The organism is Lutimonas halocynthiae, assembly GCF_030409835.1.
GTDB lineage: Bacteria > Bacteroidota > Bacteroidia > Flavobacteriales > Flavobacteriaceae > Lutimonas > Lutimonas halocynthiae.
In genome coordinates this window covers 75416-100567 of the sequence record NZ_JAUFQO010000004.1, presented here as the reverse complement: position 1 = coordinate 100567, position 25152 = coordinate 75416, and the positions used below count along the sequence as shown (strand labels likewise).

Here is a 25152-nt window from a genome sequence, read left to right as displayed (position 1 = left end):
ATAATCAAAATCAGATTTTTTGGATGATCAAAAACCTGCTGTTTGGCATGACTTTTATTTGGTGTAAATTATGAATATGCAAAAATCACTATTCGATAAAAAATATCTAAAATTAAATTTTATTGCCAGATTTTTAATCAATAAAAATGTAAAAATAAATCGATCATTTTAAGTGTGTCGAAGGTTTTTTTTTAGTTCAGAATAAGTAGAGAAATTTTTTATTTTAATCAAGAACAGATTGTGTCTATTTTTTTTATGAGGACTCAATTAGTTTTTTTAAATTTCAGAAAATTATAATTCTTATGAAAACTAACTTTTTGCTCTATATTTTATTAACTGGATTTTTGATGAGTTGTGGAGGGGATTCTGATCCCGAAATTCCCAAGACATTGCCTGTATCGAATCTCGTGGTGACAACTGATATTGTTGGAGCAACCGCGAGTAATCCCGAAGGTGATGGAAGTGGCGTGGTAAATTTTACTGCTACAGCTGATAATGCCAGTGGGTTTCGCTTAGAATATGACGGGTTATCTCAAGCCATGGTTAATGGTAGGTTATCACTAACTTTTGAGACTCCTGGGATTCAGGTCTATGATGTTAAAATTCAGGCGGTTGGTCAAAGTAATGGTGCGGTTAATAAGAATGTCATCATTGAAGTAAAGAGAGAATATGAGGTTCCAACAGATTTGTTATCATTATTGACAAATAATGGTTCCCAAAAGTGGAGAATAAAGAGCGAAGTAGGAGGACATATGGGAGTTGGACCATTAGGAGCATCAACACCTGAGTATTGGGCTGCTAAAGCCTTTGAAAAAGAGTATACAAGTATGTATGATGATACTTACTATTTTGTAACCGACAAATCGTTTGAGCATAAGACAGGTGGTGCTGTATATGGAAAAGAAGGGCCTTTGACCAATGACTTGGGTAGTTCTGCTGAAGCTCCAAATGAAGATGAAGAAATTGAAAACTATCCTTTAAGTGATTATAAGGAAGAATGGCAATATGCATCAATTGGCGGTGTTGAAAGTCTGTATTTATCCGGAAATGCGTTTCTGGGATTTTATATTGGCGGAACTCATGTTTATGATATTCTTGCAAGAACTGAAAAAGATTTGATACTTAGAACCGAAGGTGACGATGGGAATGGTTGGTTTTTTGTCCTAACAACAGAAGAAAAAGCCGAAATCCCTGCTGACCCGGAATATAAAAACCTTGTTTGGGGAGATGAATTTGACGCAGATGGATCTCCGGATGCGAATAAGTGGGCCTATGATATTGGAGATGGAAGTGGAGCAAATCAGCCAGGTTTGGGCTGGGGGAACAATGAGAAACAGTATTATACCGATAGACCTGATAATGTAATTGTTGAGGATGGAGTTCTTAAGATTATAGCAAAAAAAGAATCTTTTAGCGGATCATCCTATACTTCTACAAGGCTTAAGACACAAGGGAAATATAGTTTCAGGTATGGACGCGTGGATATAAGAGCAAAATTGCCATCTGGAGGTGGTACCTGGCCAGCGCTTTGGATGTTAGGATCTAATATTACTTCTGTTGGATGGCCAGCATGTGGTGAAATAGATATTATGGAATATATAGGGAACACTCCGGGGCATATTCAGAGCGCACTTCATACACCCTCGAGCTTTGGGAGTACCACGAATTATAAAAAGACAGATATCGAGAATGAGAATGATGCATATCATATTTATTCGATGATATGGTCAGAGGATCAAATTTCATTTTTACTTGATGGAGAAAGGTTTTACACCTATAATCCAGTGATTCAAACAAATGACAACTGGCCCTTTGATGCGAGTCAATTTCTTATTATGAATATTGCAATGGGAGGAAACCTAGGTGGCACTATTGATGCCTCATTTTCAGAATCAGAAATGATTATTGATTACGTAAGAGTATATCAATAATCTCTGACCTAGTTGAACATGCTTTCGGTCACAACGGTATAAAATACTTTATATTTGTCGGGATTGAACCTGTGAGCAGAAATAAACTTTCGTTAGTTCTAGTTAGGTATTATATATATCCGGTTACTAATTATGAGGAGAATTTATCTTGTATTGTTATGTATTTTTTTTGTTCAGGTCTTGTCTGCTCAGGAATTACCTCCTGTTCAAAATTATGGGCTGTTAGATTATGCCGCTGGTAATCAGAATTGGTCCATAACACAAAATGATGAAAAGCATTTGTTTTTCGGGAATAATAGCGGCTTGCTAGAATTTAACGGGGCAGTTTGGAAATTATATCCATCACCTAATGGTACGATCATTCGCGCTGTTTATGAGAAAGATGGATTGATATATTCTGGATGTTATATGGAGTTTGGTTTCTGGAAAAGAAACGAGCTGGGGAGTCTTGAGTATACCTCCTTACTGGATAAATTATCAAAACCCTTAATAGATGATGAACATTTCTGGAATATCACTTCTCGCGAAGAATGGGTTTTGTTCCAGTCTTTAGACAGGTTATATATCTATAATACGCTGGATGAATCCTTCGAAGTCATTGATTTTGTGATTCCCAGAGCAAAAATATTTAATCTTAAGGATAAACTATATATTCAAAAAGGCGATGGAGGCTTGTATAGCATTCAGAACGGAAATGTTGTCCTTGAATCAAATCACCCGATTTTTACAGATAACTTTATAGTTGGTTTATATCAGCAGGAAGGGAAACTTTTAATTTTATCGGAAAAAGGAAGGTTTTATTTCCTTGAAGATGATCGTGTGACGGAATGGGAAATTGATCGATCGAGCCAAGATTCAGATTTATTACTTTATTCAAGCCTGAGACTCAGGGATGGAAGTTTTGTGATGGGTACAATTTCAGGAGGATACATTCGAATTAGTAAAGAAGGTGTGCTTCTTGAGAAAATGAATCAGGAAAATGGACTGGCTAATAATACGATACTTACTGCTTTTGAAGATGAGGATGATAATTTATGGCTTGGTTTGGACAATGGGATAAGTGTGGTGAATCTGGAATCAGTTTTTAAAGTCTTTATTGATTCTAAGGGTGAAATTGGAGCTGTTTATGCAACATTGGAACACAATGACGTATTGTATTTAGGAACAAATCAAGGGTTATTTGCCAGGCGACTTAATGACGAGGGCAAGTTTAAATTAGTGAAAGGAACATCAGGTCAGGTCTGGAATTTAAAAAATATTAATGGGACGGTATTCTGTTCACATACAAGGGGAACCTTTATTATAAAAGGAGAAAAGGCCACTCCGATTTATTTGGAATCAGGAACGTGGGAAGTAAAGCCGGTTCCTGGCAATAAAGATTTATTGATTCAGGGAAATTACGGAGGGCTTAGCGTTCTCGAGAAAGTAGATGGGCAATGGGTTTTTAAGAACAATATTGAGGGATTTGATATGTCGTCAAAATCGTTCGTGTTTGCAGATAAGTACAAAATAGTTGTAAATCACGAGTTTAAGGGGATTCATGTTTTGGATTTAGAAAAAGAATATACGTCAATGAAAAATCTTGCGGTTTTGGGGCCGGTAGGATTTGATTCGAATATTTTCAGGTATCAGCATAAGATTCTGTATGCTTCGAATCAAGGCGTATATAATTTTAACCATAAAGCCACAACTTTAGTAAAAGACAGCCTTTTTACAGCGCTTTTTTTTAATAAGGATGATGCCGTTTTCGGGAAATTGAGTGTAGAAGAGGAGAATGGTACATTATGGGGGTTTTCTCCTCAGAACATTATTTACGTCAAGCAGGATAGTTTTGACGGCAAGCCAGAAAAAGAAACGATCTCTATCCCGAATTTTTTTAGGCAGAATCAAGGCTTAACCGGCTATGAGAACATTTCAGTGAGTTCTCAGGGCAACTTCGTTATAGGTACTGCCAATGGATATGCTGTACTTGATGTTCGCAAGTTTCAGGAAAAGGATTACACCATACAAATTGACGCTGTTCAGGAAAAATTTCAAAATGCTGAAAATAAAAATGTGAGCATCAAAGAATCGGGTGAATTTAGTTTTGACAGGAATAGTTTGATTGTATCCTATAGTATTGCAAACTATGATAAATATGCTCAAGTTTTATATCAGTATCAGCTGGTGGGCTTATATGAGGATTGGAGCAAGTGGATGAGCGAGCCTAACATCTCCTTAGAGAATTTACCTTTTGGTGACTATAAGATTAATGTTAGGGGTAGGGTTGGCAACCAACTCACCAAGAATACGGCTTCTTATAGTTTTAATATTGCAAAACCCTGGTACTGGTCTAATTTGGCTGTAATTTTGTATGTACTTACGGTTCTATTGATTTTGTTGGTTATTAACAGGATTTTTGTTCAATATTATAAGAACCAGAGGAATCGGTTGATTCAAGATAATAAGAAAAAAATAGAATTGTCGCAGTTGGAAAGTAGCCAGGAGATCATGAAGTTAAAAAATGACCGTCTCAAATCTGAATTAGAAAGTAAGAACAGAGAGCTGGCCACCACAGCTATGAGTCTAATTAATAAAAATGAACTTTTGCAGGGAATAAAAAATGATTTATTGCAATTGGAAGATACCGCATCAAGAAAAGAAGTGGCGAGAGTCATCGATAAAAACCTTAGTAACAATAGTGATTGGGAGTTTTTCAAAGAGGCCTTTAATAATGCTGATAAGGATTTTTTAAATAAGATGAAAAACAAGCATCCTGAATTAACCGCAAATGATTTGAAATTCTGTGCTTTTTTAAGATTAAATCTTAGCTCTAAAGAAATAGCTCCCTTGCTGAATATCTCGGTGAGAAGTGTGGAAATTAAAAGATATAGACTGCGAAAAAAAATGAGTCTGGAGCACTCAGTGAACTTAATTGATTATATTTTGGAAATTTAAGACCCTACAGGTGTTAACAATAAGTCAATTTTACTACAACATTACTACAACAAACACCAATTTCAGCCTTGTATAGGTGGTTTTTTATATTTTATTTTATTCTTTATTATTTCAATACCCATCTCTCCAAATACCAATTATATCGGTATTTTCGATACTATTTTGTCACTATTCTATACTCAATTATCTTAAAGCTGAATTGAGCCGTATGTTTTTTGTATAGGCTTTTTTTATTGAAAAGGTGTTCATGTCAATTAATTTTCAGATTCAAATTTAATTGTATGAAGTCAAAAATAATTTTTTTCGTTTTCCTTTTTATTGTTGTTTCGGCTGCGGCTCAAAATGTAACAGTAACAGGAGCGGTTAATGAAGGTGCTGATTCTCCTTTACCAGGTGTTAGTATTTTGATTAAAGGAACAAGTACTGGAACAGCCACTGATTTTGATGGAAACTTCGTTCTCGAAGATGTTCCTATTTCTTCAGTTCTCGTTTTTTCTTATATAGGCTTTGAAACCTATGAGGTTCAAATCGAGAATGCTGATGCGTTAAACATTACTTTAATCGAAGATGCGGAGTCTTTGGATGAAGTGATATTGATTGGTTATGGAACCCAGTCTAAAAAGGAGATCACCGGTGCAGTTGCAGTTGTGGGGTCTGAAACCATTGAGAAATTAAACCCGGTTAGGGTGGAACAAGCACTGCAAGGGCAGGTATCAGGTGTGAATATTACATCTAATTCAGGTTCTCCAGGTAGTTCCTCTAATATTCGAATCAGGGGTGTTACAACAAATGGTAATAATGATCCACTTATACTTGTAGATGGAGCTGTGATTGAAGACTTAAGTGTTATTAATCCTAATGATATAGAAAGTATAAATGTACTGAAGGATGCTACGGCAGGTATATATGGAGTTAGGGCTGCAAATGGAGTAATACTGATTACAACTAAATCAGGTACCAAAAGCAGTGACTTAAAATTTGATTTGGATACTTATGCTGGTATACAAGAAACAACCAGAAAAATTCCGTCTTTAAATGCAACAGAATATGGCGTGCTGGTTAATGAAAGTTATGCAGCAGGTGGAGATACTCCTCCATACAGTGACTTTACCACACTAGGAAAAGGAACTGACTGGCAAAATGAAATATTCCAGACAGCTCCTATTGCAAATGTAAATTTTGCAGTGAATAAGGGTTGGGAAGATTCAAAACTTTCTGTTGGAACTTCTTATTTGACTCAAGACGGTATAGTTGGTGGTAGTGATGCTAACTTCAATCGTTTTACAGGTAGGGTTAATTATAACTTGGATTTTTTGAAGAATTTCAAATTGAATACCTCTGCTATCTATACAAAGACGAACAGAAAGAATCTTTCTGAAAACGCTTTGGGTTCGGTTTTGTTTAATGCTTTGAATATGGCTCCAGATTTGACAGTAACAGATGCAAATGGAGAATACACCTTGGCAGAAGGCTTAGGAAATGAAGTAATTAATCCAGTAGCTCAAATTGAAAACACCTTTAATGAAACCCATGTAGACAAGATTACCGGAGTCGTTGGTTTGAACTATTCATTTTTAGAGCATTTTACTGCTGAATCAAGGTTTCAGTTCAACTATTCGGAAGTAACAGGAAAGGTATTTATGCCTGAAGTATATTATGGTTCAGGAAAGGTATTTAATGTTACTAGAAATAGTGTTAATGAATACCAGAATATCTACAGAGATTATACTTGGGACAATTTTGTAACTTATAAAAACAGTTGGGCGGATACACATAACCTTACAGCGCTTCTTGCGATGTCTGTATTTCAATCAACGGGTCAGTTTTCTGGATTTACAGGATTTGATATTCCTGATAACTCTTTTGAAAATGCCAGTATTGAGAATGCATCAGATGTTGTGGATAATTATATAAACGGAGGTGACACATATGATACAAGATTACTTTCGTATTTCACAAGAGCCCAATACGATTACAAAGGAAAGTATTTGATATCTGTTGTTTTGCGTAGAGATGCATCTACAAGATTTGGTCCTGAAAACAGAGCTGGTTATTTTCCATCGGTTTCAGCGGGATGGGTCATGACAGATGAATCTTTTATGGAGAAAACCTCATGGCTTAATTTCTTAAAATTGAGAGGGAGTTACGGAATCGTTGGTAATGATCGTATTCCTGATTATGGTTATGTCTCTCTTCTAAATGGAGAAGCTACCTATGTTTTAAATGATGAATTGATCTACGGTAAGGCCGAAGGAGCTTTGGCCAATCCAGAGATACAATGGGAAAAACAAAAAACACTTGATATTGGTCTTGATATGAAATTTTTGGATAACAAGATTGATGTCACGATGGATTACTTTAATAAAACGACAGATGATTTATTATTGGTTCCTCAGGTTTCAGGAATCTTAGGAGCAGCTGCTCCTGGTTCAAGACCGCCTATTGTCAATGCCGGGTCTGTTGAAAATAAAGGATTTGAATTTCAGATCGCTTATAGAGAAGATATCTCAGATGATTTTAGATTCAATATCAGTTATAACATGACGTATCTAAACAATGAAGTAACTTTTGTGTCAAGCGACAATGGTTTTGTTACCGGAGGTTCATTCGGTGTAGGACAAGAGCCACCATCAAGGATGGAAGTTGGTCAGCCTATTGGTTATTTCTATGGACTTAAAACCGATGGTGTTTTTCAAAATGAAGATGAAGTTGCTAGTCATGCTACGCAAACCAATGCTTCACCCGGAGACTTGCGCTATGTTGATACAAATAATGACGGACAGATTAACGAGGATGACAGAACTTATATTGGAGATCCGATTGCACCATGGACCATGGGTCTTAATTTAGGAATGAACTATAAACGTTGGGATTTTGGAATGTACTTTTTCGCTTCAATAGGCAATGAGATTGTCAGAAATTATGAGCGTAACCAACCCTTGACGAACAGAAGTGCTTATTTTTTGAATAGGTGGACTGGTGAAGGTAGTACTGATTCGTTCCATAGAGTTACTACAGGAGCCAATTCAAACGGATTGTTTTCAGACTTTTATGTAGAAGATGGTTCCTATTTGAGAATTCAAAATATTCAATTGGGCTATACATTTAACACAGATAATTCGAAGGGTATTGACAAATTCAGATTATACACTTCAGTTAATAACGCATATACATTTACAAAGTATACAGGATATGACCCATCGGCATCTACCGGTGAACCTATTGGAGGAGGTATAGATCAAGGATTTTATCCTGTTCCAAGAACCTATATGTTAGGTGTAAATCTTAAATTTTAATAACTATGAAAACACTTAAAATAACATCAATACTATTTGTATTTGTATTTACAATAGTTACGTCATGCAGTGATGATTTTGTGGATGTTGAATCGCAGGATCAGAATTCTGAAGACTATTTTAATAGCGAAGGTGACTATCAGGAGGCTTTAATAGGAGCATATGATCTTTTACAATCTTCATATATAAATGTCATGCTCGGAGAAATTGCTTCGAACAATACCTTAGCTGGTGGTGAAAGCGCAAATGATGTCGTTGGAATCCAAGAAATTGATGACATGATTCATACACCTGTTAACGCGCAACTCAGAGATATATGGAGTTGGATGTACGCAGGAGTAAATCGTGCGAATTATATCATGGAGTTTCAAGGCAAAACAGAATTTACCAATAAAAATGAAGTACTTGCTCAAGCCCGTTTTTTAAGAGCTTACTATTATTTTGAATTGGTCAAATGGTTCGGAGATGTTCCGTTTGCAGTTGATAAAAGAATTCAGTTTGGTGATCAGTTTGAATTAGACAGAACACCAAAAGCAGAAATTTATGCTCAGTTAGAGAGTGATTTGATTTTCGCTTCTGAAAATTTACCAGTATCATGGGAAGAAGCAGAAACAGGACGTGCTACAAAAGGTGCAGCTCAAGCGCTTCTGGGTAAGATCTATTTGTATCAGGAAAAATTTTCAGATGCAGCTGGTGCCTTTGAGCAAGTGATTGCCGGGCCTTATACTTTAACAACTGATTACAATACGATTTTTGAACAAGAAGGAGAAAACAATAACGAATCCATCTTTGAAGTGCAGTACACTGATAAAGAGGGAGCCGGGTTTGGATGTCTTCAATGTAGTGAAGGGAATGTAGCAGTTGGTTTTAACGGTATCAGAAACTATAGTGGTCCTACATTTGATTCAGGATTTAGCTTTAATGTGCCAACACAAGAAGCAGCTGATCAGTATGAAGCAGCTGACTTGCGTAAGGATGTTGCCATTCTTGATATTGTTGCCTGGTCTGCAGAAACCGGAGCAACTTATGCAGAAGGATATGAGCATACCGGATTTTTTAACAGAAAATATATAGCACGTCAAGGTGATTTGAATACAGGAGATGCGAATCTTACTAATCCTAATAATTACAGAGCAATTCGTCTGGCAGATGTATTGTTAATGGCTGCAGAAGCATATAATAGAGGTGGTCTTGATGACAGTAAGGCACTGCTTTATTTGAATCGTGTAAGAGTTAGAGCTGGATTAGCAGAATCAAATGAGACAGGTACATCATTAACAAGTGCCATTTATCAAGAAAGACGTTTGGAATTGTTGGGTGAAGGTCATCAATTTTTTGATCTGGTAAGAACTGGCAGAGCCGCACAAGAAATTCAAGGATTTACAAGTGGGAAACACGAATTGTTCCCAATTCCTTCAATAGAAATAGAATTAGCAGGAGATCGTTGGGCACAAAACCCCGGTTATTAAAAATAAATAAAAAGAAGAAAGATGAAATATTTAAAAACCCTTTTAGTATTAATTATTTTTGGATCGGCATTTATTGCTTGTGAAGATAACGAGGTCTCTTATGCTTTTCAAGAAATATCTGCTCCGACAAACGTCACGAGTGTTTTTGAAATCGCTCAGGATGATTCAGGACTGGTAACTGTAACTCCTTCAGGAGAAGGAGCACAAGAGTTTAATGTCTACTTTGGAGACGTTGAAGATGAAACACCAGAGGTGGTAACCCCAGGAGGTTCGCTTGATCACGTTTATGCTGAAGGTCAATTTAGCGTAAGAGTTGTAGGAGTTGGATCAACTGCATTGACAAGTGAGTTTACACAAGTGATTAATGTGTCATTTAGTGCTCCAGAGAATTTGGAGGTTACCATAGATCAAAGCAATCCTAATCCAAAATTAATAAAAGTAAGCGCAAGTGCTGACAACGCAACTATGTTTGATGTTTATTTTGGAGATGTGGAAGATGAAGAACCATCTCAATTGATGCCTGATAGCGAAATTGAGCATATTTATGAAGTATCTGGAGATTATACAGTGAGAGTAGTTGCCAAAGGGGCGAGTGCTGAAACATTGGAATACACTGAAGATATAACTATAGGAGATGCATCAGGAGCTATGGCTTTGCCTATTACTTTTGATGACCCAGCAGTGAACTATGCTTTTGGAACATTTGGCGGAACTACATTTGAAGTAGTTGACAATCCTGATTTATCAGGCGTAAATGCTGAAGCATCAAAAGTAGGTGCCGTAACAAATTCTGGTGTGAACTGGGAAGGAGTGGCTGCTGATCTTGGAACACCGGTTGATTTTGGTGGAGAAAACAAAACCATTACTATTAAATTTTGGTCAGACGTAACGCTACCAGTATTGTTGAAATTTGAAGGTGGTGTAGATGGTGAAAGAGAAAATGAAGTAACTGCAACCCATGGTGGTACAGGATGGGAATTATTGAGTTTTAATTATGCTACTGATGCAGTTAAGAGTTTTATAGACGGAGATGAAACTAATGGACAGCCATTTGTACCAACAGGTAAATATGGCACGATGGTTATCTTTATTGATGGACCTGGAGAATCAGCGGGTACATTCTATCTTGATGATATTGAACAAGAAGCTGCTGACTTGAATTGTGTTGAAGAAACAGAAGAGAATATTGATCCTGCAAATGGAGATATCAATTGGACCTTTAAAACAAAAGATATTGCGCATAGCTTTGAGCCATTCGGAAACATTGCTTCTGAAATAGTAGACAACCCTAAGGCCACAGGTATCAACGAAAGTTGTAATGTACAGAGTTATATTAAGACAGCTGGTTGCGAAACCTGGTCAGGTGTTGGTAAACCCCTAGCTAATGCGATAGATCTTACGAGCGCTCCTAATAAAGCATTTAAGTTGATGGTTTATGGTGAGTCTAAAACAACAACTGTTACGTTACAGTTAGAATTTGAACCTTTCCCTAACACAGATCCTCTGGTTGCGATTAATCAAGACATGTCTAAAGTAGGTGAGTGGGAAGAACTAACATTTGATTTCTCAGCACATTCAGATAAGACTTTCAAGAGTATAATTGTATACTTTGACAGAGATAATGCTTGTGATGATGCTGTTTATTATTTTGATAACTTAAAACAAGTAGCTGGTGATGATAATGGCGGAGGTACAGCAGGACCAACAAGCTTTCCTATAGACTTTGAAACGCCTGAAACAGGTGGAAGCTCTAAATGGGATGTTTTCGAAGCAGATACTCCTCCATTAGAAGTAATTGCTAATCCTGATATGTCAGGAGCCAATGCTACAGCAACTGTTGCTAAATTCACAGCACCATTTGGTGGGGCAGATTATGCCGGAACAGTAACTCAATTGAGTCAAAAATTCACGCTTGATGCATCAAATAGTACAGTATCCATCATGGTTTGGAAATCTGTAATTAGTGATGTAGGAATTAAATTTGAGTCAAATAAAGCATCTACTGGTGAAATAAAAATAAAAAACACCAAGGTAAACGAATGGGAAGAAATTGTATTTGATTTTTCAGGTAAAATAGGAGAGCCTTCTTCTACTGATATTGACGCAATCGTAGTATTTCCAGACTTCGATGCGAGAACGCAGGATAACATAGTCTATTTTGATAATATTACGTTGTCATCAAGTAGTGGTGGTGGATCTGACGAACCAACAACTGCTGCACCAACTCCAGGACAAGATCAGGCGAATGTTACATCTTTATTCAGCGATGCTTACACGGATGTTACAGTTGACACTTGGAGAACAGATTGGTCATCAGCTACGCTTGAAGATGTTACCATTGATGGAAGTGCAATGAAAAAATACAGTGCTTTAGATTTTGTAGGAATTGAAACGGTTTCTTCAACAGTTGATGCGAGTAACATGACTCATTTTAGAACTGATGTATGGTCTGCTGATTTTACAACTTTTAAAGTTAAGTTAGTTGATTTTGGAGCTGATGGAATGTTTGGAGGAGGAGATGATTCAGAACATGAAATCACTATTGACAATCCTTCTCAAGAAGAATGGGTTAGTTTGGATATTCCAATGAGTGAATTCACCGGATTGACTGCAAGAGGGCATATTGCACAGTATATATTTGTAGGTGCTCCAACGGGAAGTAATACGGTTTTTGTTGATAATGTTTATTTCTATAACGATGGTACCGGAGGTGGAACACCGGCAACAGAACCAACCACTGCTGCGCCAGCACCTGGAGTGGCAGCTGCCAATGTAATTTCAATGTTTAGTGATGCTTATGATGATGTTACAGTTGATACTTGGAGAACCGATTGGTCTTCTGCAACACTTGAAGACGTTGCTGTTGATGGTAATGCAACTAAAAAGTACAGTGCTTTGGATTTCGTAGGAATCGAGACTGTAACTGCTCAGATAGACGCTACTTTAATGACACAATTCCATCTTGATGTATGGTCTGCTGACTTTACTGAGTTTAAAGTGAAACTTGTTGATTTTGGAGCTGATGGTGGATTTGGTGGAGGAGATGATGTGGAACATGAAATTACGATTACCAGCCCTGCCCAGGGAGAATGGGTTAGTCTGGATTTAGATCTATCAGATTTCACAGGTTTAACGACAAGAGCCAATATTGCACAAATCATTTTTGTTGGTGTACCAACTGGAAACAATACTGTATATGTTGACAACGTATATTTTCATAACTAGAAATGTCTAACAGATAAAACGACTTTAATATGAAAACAATCAATAAAATCGTATTCTCATTGATAATGCTATTTATTATCAATGGATGTCAGGAGGAAGTACCTCAGCTGGGCACCTTATACGTCCCCACGAACCTGGGGTTGATAGCAGATGTTTCTGCTGATGGTTCTGGACTTGTCAACTTTCAGGCAACAGCTTCAGAAGCGCTGAATTACCACTTTTACTTTGGAAATAGCGATAGTGAAGATGCATTTGTTTCATCAAATGGTAAAGCTTCAAATTATTATAAAAAGACGGGTACAAATACGTATTTGGTCAAAATCGTTGCTTTTGGTGAAGGGGGAGTTTCCTCTAGTATCACAGAAGAAGTAGAGGTTTTTGTTGATTTTGAAGTTCCACAAGATCTTATTAAATCACTTACCAACAATAGTTCAAAGAAATGGTATTGGAAACAGGATGTTTCGGGCCATTTAGGTGTTGGACCACTGTTTAACGATGCGGGTGAAGTGGTATCTGACCCTACCTATTATGCTGCAGCTCCAAATGAAAAAGAAGGATTATGTTTATATGAAGATGTACTAACATTTTCTGATAACGGCGACGGAACTTATGGTTATACCTTAGAAAACCAAGGGAATACTTTTTTCCATGCTGATGAGATTCAGGATGCTATTGGAGAGCCTGGTCCAGGAGGTGATGCTTGTTATCCTTATGATACCTCTGGGAACAAAGAAGTATTGTTCAGCCCGATTAATTCAGGAGTAAATCCATCTACAGGAGTGAACATGGACTTTACTAATGACGGTTTTATGAGTTATTTTGTTAATTCTAGTTCTTATGAGATTATGTCTATTACGAATGAGGAATTGGTAGTACGTGTGATTCAGCAAAGAAACGAATTAGCATGGTACCATATATTTTCAAGCGTAGAGGCTGGAAGTGGTCCAGGCCCTGATCCAGAGTATTCAGATTTGATATGGCAAGATGAGTTTGATGTTGATGGAGCTCCATTAACAGCTAACTGGAATTATGATATCGGAACAGGAAACAATGGTTGGGGAAATTTCGAATCACAGTATTATACAGACAGACCTGAAAATGTTATCGTAGCAGATGGTTTATTAAAAATTACAGCGAAGAAGGAAAACTTTGAAGGAGAAGAATATACTTCTTCTCGTTTGAAGACTGAAGGAAAATTTGACTTTACCTATGGTAGAATGGATGTTAGAGCAAAATTACCTGGTGGAGGAGGAACATGGCCTGCCATATGGATGTTAGGCTCTAATTTTTCAATAGTTGGATGGCCAAAATGTGGAGAAATTGATGTTATGGAGTATGTTGGTAATAATCCAGGAACTGTGCAAAGTGCCCTGCATACCCCTTCGAGCTCAGGAGCCACGATTAATGTGAAAAGTACTTCGATTACAAATGAAACAACAGAATTCCACGTTTATTCAGTGATCTGGTCTGAGAGCCAAATAAGTTTTCTTATCGATGATGAAAGATTCTATACTTACAAACCTTCTGTTCAGGATGAAAGTACATGGCCTTTTAACGCCTCTCAGTTCTTGATATTGAATATAGCAATGGGTGGTAACCTTGGAGGAACGATTGATCCTGACTTTACTGAGTCAGTTATGGAAATCGACTATGTAAGGGTTTACCAATAAAATAGTTATTATTTGAAACGCAGGCAATGGGGGCCTGCGTTTTTTTGCTTTTGGTGATTGCCAATATAGTATCAATAGAATTTAATTATTAATATTAAATTTGGCATTGACTTAATAAATTGGAGCCATATGAGAAATAAAAAAAATATTTCAAAATTATTCTTGACAACAATGCTCATCATGTTAGTGTTAATTGCATGTGAAAAAGCCGTTAAGGAGTCGCCTGAAGTAGAAAAAGAAGCAACACCTATGCGTATTTCTGAAACAGCCGTTTATACTACGGCTCATCAAACAGATCTTAACCTTTCACATACAGGAACAGTAAGTTTTGAAAAATTTAAGCAACCTCTTGAAACCGAAGCTTCAATTCTTGTTAATAGAGATCGTTTACATCAAACTTTTGTAGGTATCGGTGCTGCTTTAACCGATGCTTCTGCTGAAACTTTTTACAAGCTTGACAAAGACCAGCAGGATCTATTTATGGAAGCTTATTATAGCATCGATAAAGGGATTGGATATTCATTGGCAAGAACCATTATCCATAGTTGTGACTTCTCTAGTGGAAGCTACACTTATGTGGAGGAAGGAGATGCTGAATTAAAAACTTTTAATATCGATCAAGATAGAAAATTTCGTCTGCCTTTTACCAAAAAAGCGATAGAAGCTGCCGGAGGAGAATTATTAATGTATGCCAGCCCGTGGAGTCCACCTGCTTTTATGAAAACAAACGGGAACATGCTTCAAGGCGGAAAATTAAAACCAGAATTCTATCAGTCTTGGGCTAATTATTACGTGAAATTTATTGAGGCTTATGAAAAAGAAGGTATTCCGATTTGGGGATTAAGTATACAGAATGAGCCAATGGCAACACAGCGATGGGAATCATGTATCTACTCGGCTGAAGAAGAAAGAGATTTTTTAAAGAATTTTTTAGGGCCAACTCTTGAGAAATCAGGAATGGGAGACAAAAAAGTAATCGTTTGGGATCATAATAGAGATTTATTGTTTGAACGGGCAAATGTGATTTTAAGTGATCCCGAAGCTAACAAATATGTTTGGGGAACAGGCTTTCATTGGTATGAAGACTGGAAAGACGGAACACCCATGTATAAAAACGTGGCAGGTGTAAATGATGCTTATCCTGACAAAAAACTTATCTTCACAGAAGGATGCAATGAAGGGTATGACCTTGAAAGGTTAAATGAGGATGATCCAAAGTTGGCAGAGAGATACGGAAAAGCCATGATCAATGATTTCAATAACGGGACTGTTGCATGGACAGATTGGAATATTTTACTGGATCAAACCGGTGGCCCTAATCATGTGGGTAATCTTTGTTTTTCTCCGGTTCATGGGAATACTGAAACAGGGAAATTGATGTTGACAAGGTCGTATTATTATATTGGGCATTTTTCAAAATTTATAAGGCCTGGTGCCAAAAGAATTTCAACAGGAACCACCGCTAATCATCTTAGTGCAACGTCATTTCTTAATACAGATGGAAGCGTGGTTGTAGTGGCAATGAATACAAGTGACGAAGCACTTAATTATATGTTGAGCCTCGATCAAAAAACAGCTAAATTGTCTATGCCCGCTCATGGGATACAGACTCTAGTCTTAAAATAGATAGAATGAACAATTAATCAAATATCCAATTCTTACATTATGAATAAATCATACACGCTGTTTATCAGTTTTATCGTTGCCTTGGGCGGATTCCTTTTGGGATTTGACAGCGCTGTAATCTCAGGGGCCATTAGCGGTATCCGAACCTATTTTGAAATGTCAGATTGGGAATTAGGTTTTTCAGTAGGTTGCGTCATATTCGGTGCTATGGCCGGAAATATTGTTGCAGGCCCTATGAGTGATAAATTCGGTAGGAAAAAAGTACTGCTGATCACAGCCATGCTTTTTACGATCTCAGCTCTTTGGTCAGCAACAGCTACAACTTATGTGTCTTTTGTAATTGCCAGAATTATTGGTGGTATTGGGATAGGTGGCGCAATTTTAATAGCACCCATTTATATTGCTGAAATAGCACCTCCTAAGCTAAGAGGAAGCCTGGTTTCATTGAACCAATTAAATATTGTAATCGGTATATCAGTTGCCTATTTTTCTAATTATTTCTTAAAAGATTTAGAAGGTGAAAGTTGGAGGTGGATGCTGGGAGTTGAAGCGATTCCTGCGATGTTTTATTTTATAGCACTTTTTGCAGTGCCAAGAAGTCCACGTTGGTTGATCCAAAGATTGAATTTAGTAAAGATCGCTGAAAAGGTTCTGATTAAAATTGGCGGGAAAGAATACGCCCAGTTAACGATTGAAGAAATCCAGAGAGGAATTGCTAAAAAAGAAGCTAAAGGAACTTTTTCAGATCTGTTCAGTAGCCGAATGAAAACCATAATGATCATAGCATTAGGGATCGCTTTCTTTCAACAGATTACAGGGATCAATGCCATTTTTTATTATGCCCCAACTATTTTTGAGCAGGCGGGAGGAAGTACAGATAGTTCATTCCTGCAAGCTATAGTTGTAGGATTAACAAATTTGGTATTTACTTTAGTTGCGATTAGATTAATAGATAAATTGGGTAGAAAGCCACTATTAATTATCGGTACCACCGCTATGACAATCGCCTTAACTATGGCCACTTTGGCATTTAATAATGCCACCTATGACATCAATTCTTCAACATTAGAAAAAATTGAAAACCAGGAAATGAAGACGGCTTTGACTGCATTAGAAGGAGAAACTTATAATTCTCAAAATGAAATATTTGAGGCTGTCGGCCCTTTGTTGAATGAGGCGCAATTATTTAGTTTTAAGCGAAACGAAATCAAAAACTTTATCAGTATTAATGCGACGATGGTATTAATCGCCATTCTGTTGTATGTTGCTGCTTTTGCCATTTCACTAGGTCCGGTTATGTGGACCCTATTATCCGAAATATTTCCAGGAAATATAAAAGGAATTGCTATTTCAGTTGTGGGATTCTTTAATTCTTTGGTAAGCTATACGGTGACACAATTCTTTCCGTGGGAACTGACCAACTTAGGCCCTACCGTAACATTTGCTATTTATGCAGGCATGGCGCTATTGTCTTTAGTGTTTGTTAAAAAATATGTGATAGAAACCAAAGGGAAAAGCTTAGAGGAAGTTGAAGAGCTGTTAACGAACTGATATTGAATACGTAAATAGGCATGTTGCGAAATAGATAAAAATTATAGATACTGAAAAATTATTGTAATGAGTGTAAATCAAATCTACGTAGGAAACAATAAAACTACATTTGGATCAAAAGAAATCAAAGGTGAATTAATATCCTTTGAGAATGAAGATTATTATAGAATTTCGAATAATGATGCCATGAGACCTTTTTTCATGAGTATTGTGAGCGATTCAAATCATTGGATGTTTATTTCGAGCAATGGAGGATTGTCAGCAGGTAGGAAAGATTCTGAATCGTCATTGTTTCCCTACTACACTGATGATAAAATAACAGAATCGGCTGATATCACCGGAAGTAAAACGATCTTACAGATTCGTAAGGAGGGTAAAACCTATTTATGGGAACCTTTTTCTGAAAGATATTCGGGTATTTACAAAATCCAAAGGAACTTATACAAAAATAGCTTCGGGAATAAAGTCATTTTTGAAGAAACAAATAGTGATTTTGGTCTTACTTTTAGGTATCAATGGAATTCAAGTGATAAGTTCGGATTTGTAAAAAAATCAACTTTAATCAATGATGCCTCTTCAGTTATTCAAGTGAGCGTTTTAGATGGGATTCAAAATATACTGCCTTATGGCGTTAATGCCGGCTTACAAAATGACAGGAGTAATTTAGTAGATGCTTATAAGAAATGTGAATTAGAAGTTGAAGCTGGTATAGGGATATATGCTTTAAGTGCGATCATAGTGGATAAAGCAGAGCCTAGCGAAGCTTTAAAAGCTACAGTAGTATGGTCAACAGGAATTGATAATCCTACTTATTTATTATCATCATTGCAAATTGATAATTTCAGAAAAGGAAAAGAAATTACTCAGGAAGTAGACGTCAAAGCTGAGAAAGGAGCTTATTTTGTTAGTTCAGATATAACTTTAGAACCTAATTCTAAAAAATCCTGGATGCTGGTTGCAAATGTCAACCAAACAATGGTAAACATCAGTGAAATTGCTGAATTGATTAAAAATGAAACAGATCTTAATGGTTTCATTCAAGAAGATATCGAATTAGGATCAAAAAATTTATTAGAGTTGAATGCCGCTTCAGATGCCATGCAATTAACCGCTGATAAATTAATGAATACAAGACATTTTGCCAACACGCTTTTCAATATCATGCGCGGTGGTATATTTGACGATGGCTATCAAATTGAAAAATGGGATTTTTTAAAGTATCTAGAGACTGCCAATAAAAAAGTATTTAAGAAGAAAGAAGACCTGCTTAAAAATCTTCCTGAATTGTTTATGCTAAGTCATTTAAAGGATTTGGCTAAGAATAATGAGGATAAAAACTTTAAGAGACTGGCTGCCGAATACATGCCACTTAAGTTTAGTAGAAGACATGGTGACCCAAGCAGGCCTTGGAATAAGTTTTCAATCAACACGACCAGTGAATTAGATGGTTCAAAAATTCTGGACTATGAAGGTAACTGGAGAGATATTTTTCAAAACTGGGAAGCCTTAGCGCATTCGTATCCGGAGTTTATTGAAAGTATGATTCATAAATTCTTGAATGCAACAACTTTTGATGGCTATAATCCATACAGGGTGACAAAGGATGGGTTTGATTGGGAGACAATTGAACCAGATGATCCATGGTCATATATTGGGTATTGGGGAGATCATCAAATCATCTACCTCTTAAAATTCTTGGAGTTTATTGAAGATTATTACCCAAATCAACTGGCTACCTACTTTGATCAGGAAATATTTGTCTATGCTAATGTACCTTATAGAATTAAGAGTTATCAAGACATTTTATTGAATCCAAAAGATACCATAGACTTTGATCATGAGGCAGATGAAAGAATTGCCCAAAAAAGAATTGAATTAGGTGCGGATGGGGCTTTACTTAGAGACAAAAACTTTTTTATCTATAAAGTAAATCTTATTGAAAAATTATTGGCAACTGTACTGGCAAAAATATCAAACTTTATTCCTGAAGGAGGTATTTGGATGAACACTCAAAGACCAGAATGGAATGATGCCAATAATGCCTTGGTAGGAAACGGAGTATCTATGGTGACGCTTTATTATCTGAGACGTTTTATAAATTTCTTTGAAGGAATAGTCCAAAATGCGTCGACTAAAGAAAATGAAGTCTCAATAGAATTAGCACTCTTTTTTGAAAAAGTGCTGGAAACATTCACTGAAAACAAACACATACTTTCAGGAACGGTTTCAGATAAAGATCGGAAAACAGTTCTTGACGGGTTGGGAATTGCTGCCAGTGATTATAGAACAGGAATATATGAAAACGGTTTTTCAAGTGATAAAGATTCCATTTCGAAAAAAGATTTATTGCGATTTTTAGAAATCTCGAAACAATTCTTAGACCATACGATAGTTGCCAACAAAAGAAAGGATAATTTGTACCATGCTTATAATTTGATGACGGTAGAGGGTAATTCTGAAGTATCTATTTCTTATTTACCTGAAATGTTAGAAGGCCAAGTGGCTGTTTTAAGCTCGGGATTCATTACAGGCAAAGACTCTTTAGAAGTTTTAGATGCCTTGAAGAATAGTGCTTTGTTCAGATCAGATCAATACAGTTACATATTGTATCCCAATAAAGAATTACCAAGATTTGATGTAAAGAATAATATCCCTTCCGGAAAAGTGAAGCGATCAGATTTACTACAGCAGCTGTTAAAAGACGGTAATAAACAGATTATCGAAATGGATGTGAATGGTATCTGTCATTTTAACGGAACATTTAACAATGCAGATAGTTTGAAGCAAGCCTTGTCTGAATTACCAGAAGAATACGAATCACTTGTCAATAAGGATACGCAGACCCTGCTGGATGTCTTCGAAGGCATTTTTGATCATAAATCGTTCACTGGAAGATCCGGAACATTTTTTGGTTACGAAGGCTTAGGTTCCATTTATTGGCATATGGTGTCAAAATTGGTTTTAAGCATTCAGGAAACATGTTTATTAGCTGTTAAGAATGACGAAGATGATGTTGTTGTCGGCAAATTATTAGACCACTATTACGAAGCCAATGAGGGAATTGGGGTTCATAAGTCTCCTGAATTGTATGGTGCTTTTCCAACCGACCCCTATTCTCATACTCCAGGAAGCAAAGGGGCACAGCAACCCGGGATGACAGGACAGGTAAAAGAAGATATTTTAAGCAGATTTGGTGAATTAGGCATATCTGTGTCAGAAGGTAAAATTATGTTCAATCCTCGTTTGCTTAGAAAAGATGAATTTCTAAAGGAACCTATGACTTTTTCATATTTGAATATAGACAAGGAATTAAAAGAGATTGAAGTTGATAAGAATTCTCTTTGTTTTACCTATTGCCAGATTCCAGTTGTATACAAGCTTTCTGAAAAAGAGGCTTTAAAAGTTGAATTTAATCGAGGACCTTCTTTAGAGTTTACCGACTTAAATATTGATTTTGACACAAGTAAGAAAGTTTTTAAAAGAACAGGGGAGATCAGTCAGATCATTGTTTCATTTAAAAAATAGGGATAAAATGAAAGTTAAATTAAGAAGTTTAATCATTCTTACCATACTGATTATGGCTACAGGATGTGTAAATAATACAAAAAAAGAAACAGAAACTGTGATTGAAGAAAAACAGATAACAGCTGCTGAAATATTAGGAAATCCCGATTATTTGGCCATGTCTTATGGAGGTTATAGAGATGTCGATCACGGCATTGAGCCTGCAATAGATGAGCTTAAAGAGGATATGAGAATTATGGCAGCAATGGGTGTTAAAATTGTTCGTACTTACAAGGTTCACTTGCCGCAGGCCACGAATCTCTTAAAAGCAATTTCTGAATTAAAGGAAGAAGATCCAAAGTTTGAAATGTATGTCATGTTAGGTGCCTGGATCGATTGCAAGAATGCATGGACGGGGTTAGAACCTGATCATGACCAGGAGAGTGAAGCCAATGAAGGACAAATATTGGTGGCTGCACATTTGGCAAGAAAATATCCTGATATCGTTAAAGTGATTGCCGTGGGAAATGAGGCCATGGTGCATTGGGCAGCAACGTATTTTGTTCAGCCTTCAGTTATTTTAAAATGGGTGAACCATTTACAAGGATTAAAAGAAGCAGGAGAACTTCCCAAAGACCTGTGGATCACCAGTTCAGATGATTTTTCTTCCTGGGGAGGAGGCGGTGCAGAGTATCACACCGAGGATCTTGAAAAATTATATAACGCTGTAGATTATATCTCGATGCACACCTATCCTTATCACAATACTCACTACAACCCTGAATTTTGGATTGTAGAAGACAATGAGAAGTTATCTGATATGGAGAAAATTGATGCTGCTATGATCCGTGCACAGGCTTTTGCAAAGAAGCAGTATGACAGTGTTTCAGGTTATATGAAAAGTATAGGGGTTAACAAACCTATTCATATTGGCGAAACAGGCTGGGCTACCGTTTCAAAACCCGGGGATTTCTATAGTTCCACGGGATCCAGAGCAACTGATGAGTATAAATCAGGCATGTATTATAAATTCATGCGAGAATGGACAAATGAAGCCGGTATATCATGTTTTTATTTTGAAGGATTTAATGAGCCATGGAAAGATTCGAAGAATCCGATGGGTTCTGAAAATCATTTTGGCTTGTTCACCAAAGAAGGTCAAGCGAAATATGCTTTATGGAATATGGTCGATAGTGGCATTTTTAAGGGATTGACAAGAGGTGGGAATCCTATTGAGAAAACTTATAATGGAGATGAGGAAAAATTGATGAATGATGTTTTACCACCCCCAACCCTGAATGAAAATGCTGAATAAGAATAATGAATAGGTAGTACACAGAATATTGAAAGGATAATAAATGAACAAAATTAATTTAATAAAATTCAGTAAAATCGCTCTTTTTCTTTTTGTTGGAACGCTGATTTGGTGCGGTTCACCTTTTACGAATCAATCTGTAGAGATATCAGGTCGTCAAATTATGGTTGATGGCCATCCTTATGTTATCAAAGGCATTTGCTACAACCCTGTGCCGAAGAATAGTGATGTCAGAAGTTTTGGAAATTTAACTCAGGATTTAGCACTTATGGTTGAGGCCGGAATAAATACGATAAGAGTATATGGGCCGATCGACGATGAAGCCGTACTGGATGAGATTCACGCTGCGGGTATAAAAGTGATCATTGGATTTGGTTACAATCAAGGCGGAAATTTTGATATTCTTTCGGGCACATTTATCGATTATGTAAATAAATACAAAACACATGAAGCCATTTTGCTATGGGAACTTGGTAACGAGTACAATTATCATCCGGAATGGTTTGAAGGAGATATCAAAAACTGGTATACAGCTATGAACAATGCTGCTAAAATCATTCATGAAAATGACGCGACCCACCCGGTAACTACTGCTCACGGTGAGTTACCTGATACATTAGCGCTTTCTTCATGTCCAAATATAGACGTTTGGGGTATGAATGTTTATCGTTGGGATAAACCAGGAGATATTTATGATCAGTGGAAGGCGGTAAGTGAAAAACCCATGTACTTATCTGAAGCTGGAGGTGATAGTTATATGACGATCTCAAAGGAAGGGTATGAACAAGGCGTAAATGAAAAAGCCCAGGCTGGAGCCAATGCCAAAATATTGGAAAGCGTTTTTAATAATATGGAAATATGTTCAGGTGTAACTTTATTTTCCTTTTCAGATGAATGGTGGAAAGCAGGGGATAATGCCTCACAAGATATTGGTGGATGGGCGCCTAATAGTACTGGTGTACCCTATGATGGAACTCCTAATGAAGAGTATTGGGGAATTGTTGATATAGACCGGAATAAAAAAGAAACATTTGATGTTGTAAAAACAATTTATAATGGATTATCCGAATAAAAATAAAAGGAACCATCGTACGACTTTGTTTAAATATACATATGTGAAACAGTTTAATTACTTCATGTACACCTTAATAATCATGACCTTGATGGGATGTAATACTAAACATATGGAATTAGAGGTAGCTGTTTATGAAACTTCAGCTGGAGGGAATAAACTTACACAGATAAAGGAGTTTTCTATAGGCGATGAAAAATCGTCTATACAATTATCACCTGAGGATACCTTCCAAACGATCACTGGATTTGGAGGCTCTTTTACAGAGTCTTCGGCATATCTATTAAACAACTTGAGTAAAGAAAATCGGGGAAAAGTTCTTGAGGCTTATTTTGGAGAAGAAGGAGCCAGGTATTCGCTCACTCGAACGCATATGAATTCTTGCGATTTCTCCTTAAGTAATTATTCCTATGCTCCTGTTGAAGGAGATAAAGACTTGAAAAGTTTTTCAATTGATGAAGACCGTGATGATTTGATCCCAATGATTAAAGACGCCATGGCTATATCAAAAGACGGATTTAAAATTCTCTCATCCCCATGGACTGCACCACCTTGGATGAAAGATAATAATGACTGGCGCGGGGGTAAATTATTGCCTGAATATAAAGATACATGGGCCTTATTTTTTTCAAAATATATAGAAGCTTATAAATCGGAAGGGATTGATATTTGGGGCTTCACTGTAGAAAACGAACCTTTAGGTAACAATAACAACTGGGAGAGTATGCATTTTACGCCAGAAGAGATGACTGATTTTGTTCAACATCATCTTGGGCCAAAACTAGAATCAGATGGTCACGATGTTAAAATCCTTGGCTATGATCAAAACCGAGGCGAAGAGTTGAAAGAATGGGCTGATGTAATGTTCAAAGACGAAGCGTCTTCCAAATACTATGATGGTACAGCAGTACACTGGTATGCAAGCACCTATGATTATTTTCCGGAATCACTTCAATATACACATGAAAAGGCTCCTGACAAATATTTAATTCAATCTGAGGCCTGCGGTGATTCTGAAATCCCTAAATGGCAGGATGATCAATGGTACTGGTCGAAAGAATCTACAGATTGGGGATGGGATTGGGCGCCGGAAGATCAAAAATATTTACATCCTAAATATGCACCTGTTAATCGCTATGCGAGAGATATAATCGGATGTATGAATAATTGGGTAGATGGTTGGATAGATTGGAATATGGTTCTTGATAAGCAAGGAGGCCCAAACTGGTTTGAAAATTGGTGTTTAGCACCGGTAATCGTGGATCCTGAAAATGACGAAGTTTACTTTACCCCGATCTATTATGCACTAAGTCATTTCAGTAAATTTATAAGACCTGGTGCAACGCGTATCGGATTTGAAAATTCAGATGAATCTTTAATGGTCACTGCTGCAAAAAATCAAGATGGTTCAATTGCTGTAGTGGTGTTTAATGAAGGAGATACATCGAAGAATTTCACTTTGTCCCTAGATGAAAAAACAATAGATATTAGCATAAATGAAAAAGCGATTCAAACAATATTAATACAAGGTCAACAGTAGGATCCATTCCTGTTGC

General features: G+C 36.8%; 12 protein-coding genes. All 12 read left to right on the top strand.

The features are described from left to right. Positions 1–302: 302 nt before the first annotated feature. The 12 genes from QWY87_RS06210 (at position 303) to QWY87_RS06155 (ending at position 25136) form a co-directional block, all read left to right on the top strand. Positions 303–1931, top strand: coding sequence for a glycoside hydrolase family 16 protein (locus QWY87_RS06210; RefSeq protein WP_290289530.1), 1629 nt, complete (start codon positions 303–305; stop codon positions 1929–1931). A 132-nt stretch (positions 1932–2063) separates the two neighbouring features. Then, complete coding sequence (locus QWY87_RS06205; RefSeq protein WP_290289528.1) at positions 2064–4868, top strand: helix-turn-helix and ligand-binding sensor domain-containing protein; 2805 nt, start codon at positions 2064–2066, stop codon at positions 4866–4868. 281 nt (positions 4869–5149) lie between these two features. Beyond that, on the top strand, positions 5150–8164 hold the full coding sequence (locus tag QWY87_RS06200) for a SusC/RagA family TonB-linked outer membrane protein (protein WP_290289526.1): 3015 nt from the start codon (positions 5150–5152) through the stop codon (positions 8162–8164). 5 nt (positions 8165–8169) lie between these two features. Next, positions 8170–9633 carry a RagB/SusD family nutrient uptake outer membrane protein gene (locus QWY87_RS06195; RefSeq protein ID WP_290289525.1) on the top strand — a complete coding sequence of 488 codons (1464 nt, stop codon included), beginning with the start codon at positions 8170–8172 and terminating at the stop codon, positions 9631–9633. Positions 9634–9654: 21 nt separating this feature from the next. Then, positions 9655–12858 carry a hypothetical protein gene (locus tag QWY87_RS06190; RefSeq protein ID WP_290289524.1) on the top strand — a complete coding sequence of 1068 codons (3204 nt, stop codon included), beginning with the start codon at positions 9655–9657 and terminating at the stop codon, positions 12856–12858. Between the two features lie 29 nt (positions 12859–12887). Then, a complete protein-coding gene (locus QWY87_RS06185; protein WP_290289523.1) occupies positions 12888–14528 on the top strand; it encodes a glycoside hydrolase family 16 protein in 1641 nt (546 codons plus the stop codon). A gap of 129 nt (positions 14529–14657) precedes the next feature. Further along, entirely contained in the window at positions 14658–16154 is a 1497-nt protein-coding gene (locus tag QWY87_RS06180) for a glycoside hydrolase family 30 protein (protein ID WP_290289521.1), read from the top strand. A gap of 39 nt (positions 16155–16193) precedes the next feature. After that, complete coding sequence (locus tag QWY87_RS06175) at positions 16194–17705, top strand: sugar porter family MFS transporter (protein WP_290289519.1); 1512 nt, start codon at positions 16194–16196, stop codon at positions 17703–17705. Positions 17706–17771: 66 nt separating this feature from the next. After that, positions 17772–21230: a 1,3-beta-D-glucan phosphorylase, GH149 family gene (locus QWY87_RS06170; RefSeq protein WP_290289518.1), complete on the top strand. Its 3459-nt coding sequence runs from the start codon at positions 17772–17774 to the stop codon at positions 21228–21230. Positions 21231–21237: 7 nt separating this feature from the next. Next, positions 21238–22524, top strand: a complete 1287-nt coding sequence (locus QWY87_RS06165; protein ID WP_290289516.1) for a glycoside hydrolase family 17 protein — start codon at positions 21238–21240, stop codon at positions 22522–22524. Positions 22525–22567: 43 nt separating this feature from the next. Continuing rightward, complete coding sequence (locus QWY87_RS06160) at positions 22568–23596, top strand: glycoside hydrolase 5 family protein (protein ID WP_290289515.1); 1029 nt, start codon at positions 22568–22570, stop codon at positions 23594–23596. Between the two features lie 64 nt (positions 23597–23660). Next, the gene (locus QWY87_RS06155) at positions 23661–25136 is read left to right on the top strand and encodes a glycoside hydrolase family 30 protein (RefSeq protein ID WP_290289514.1); all 1476 of its coding nucleotides are present in this window, start codon (positions 23661–23663) and stop codon (positions 25134–25136) included. The last annotated feature ends 16 nt before the right edge of the window (positions 25137–25152 follow it).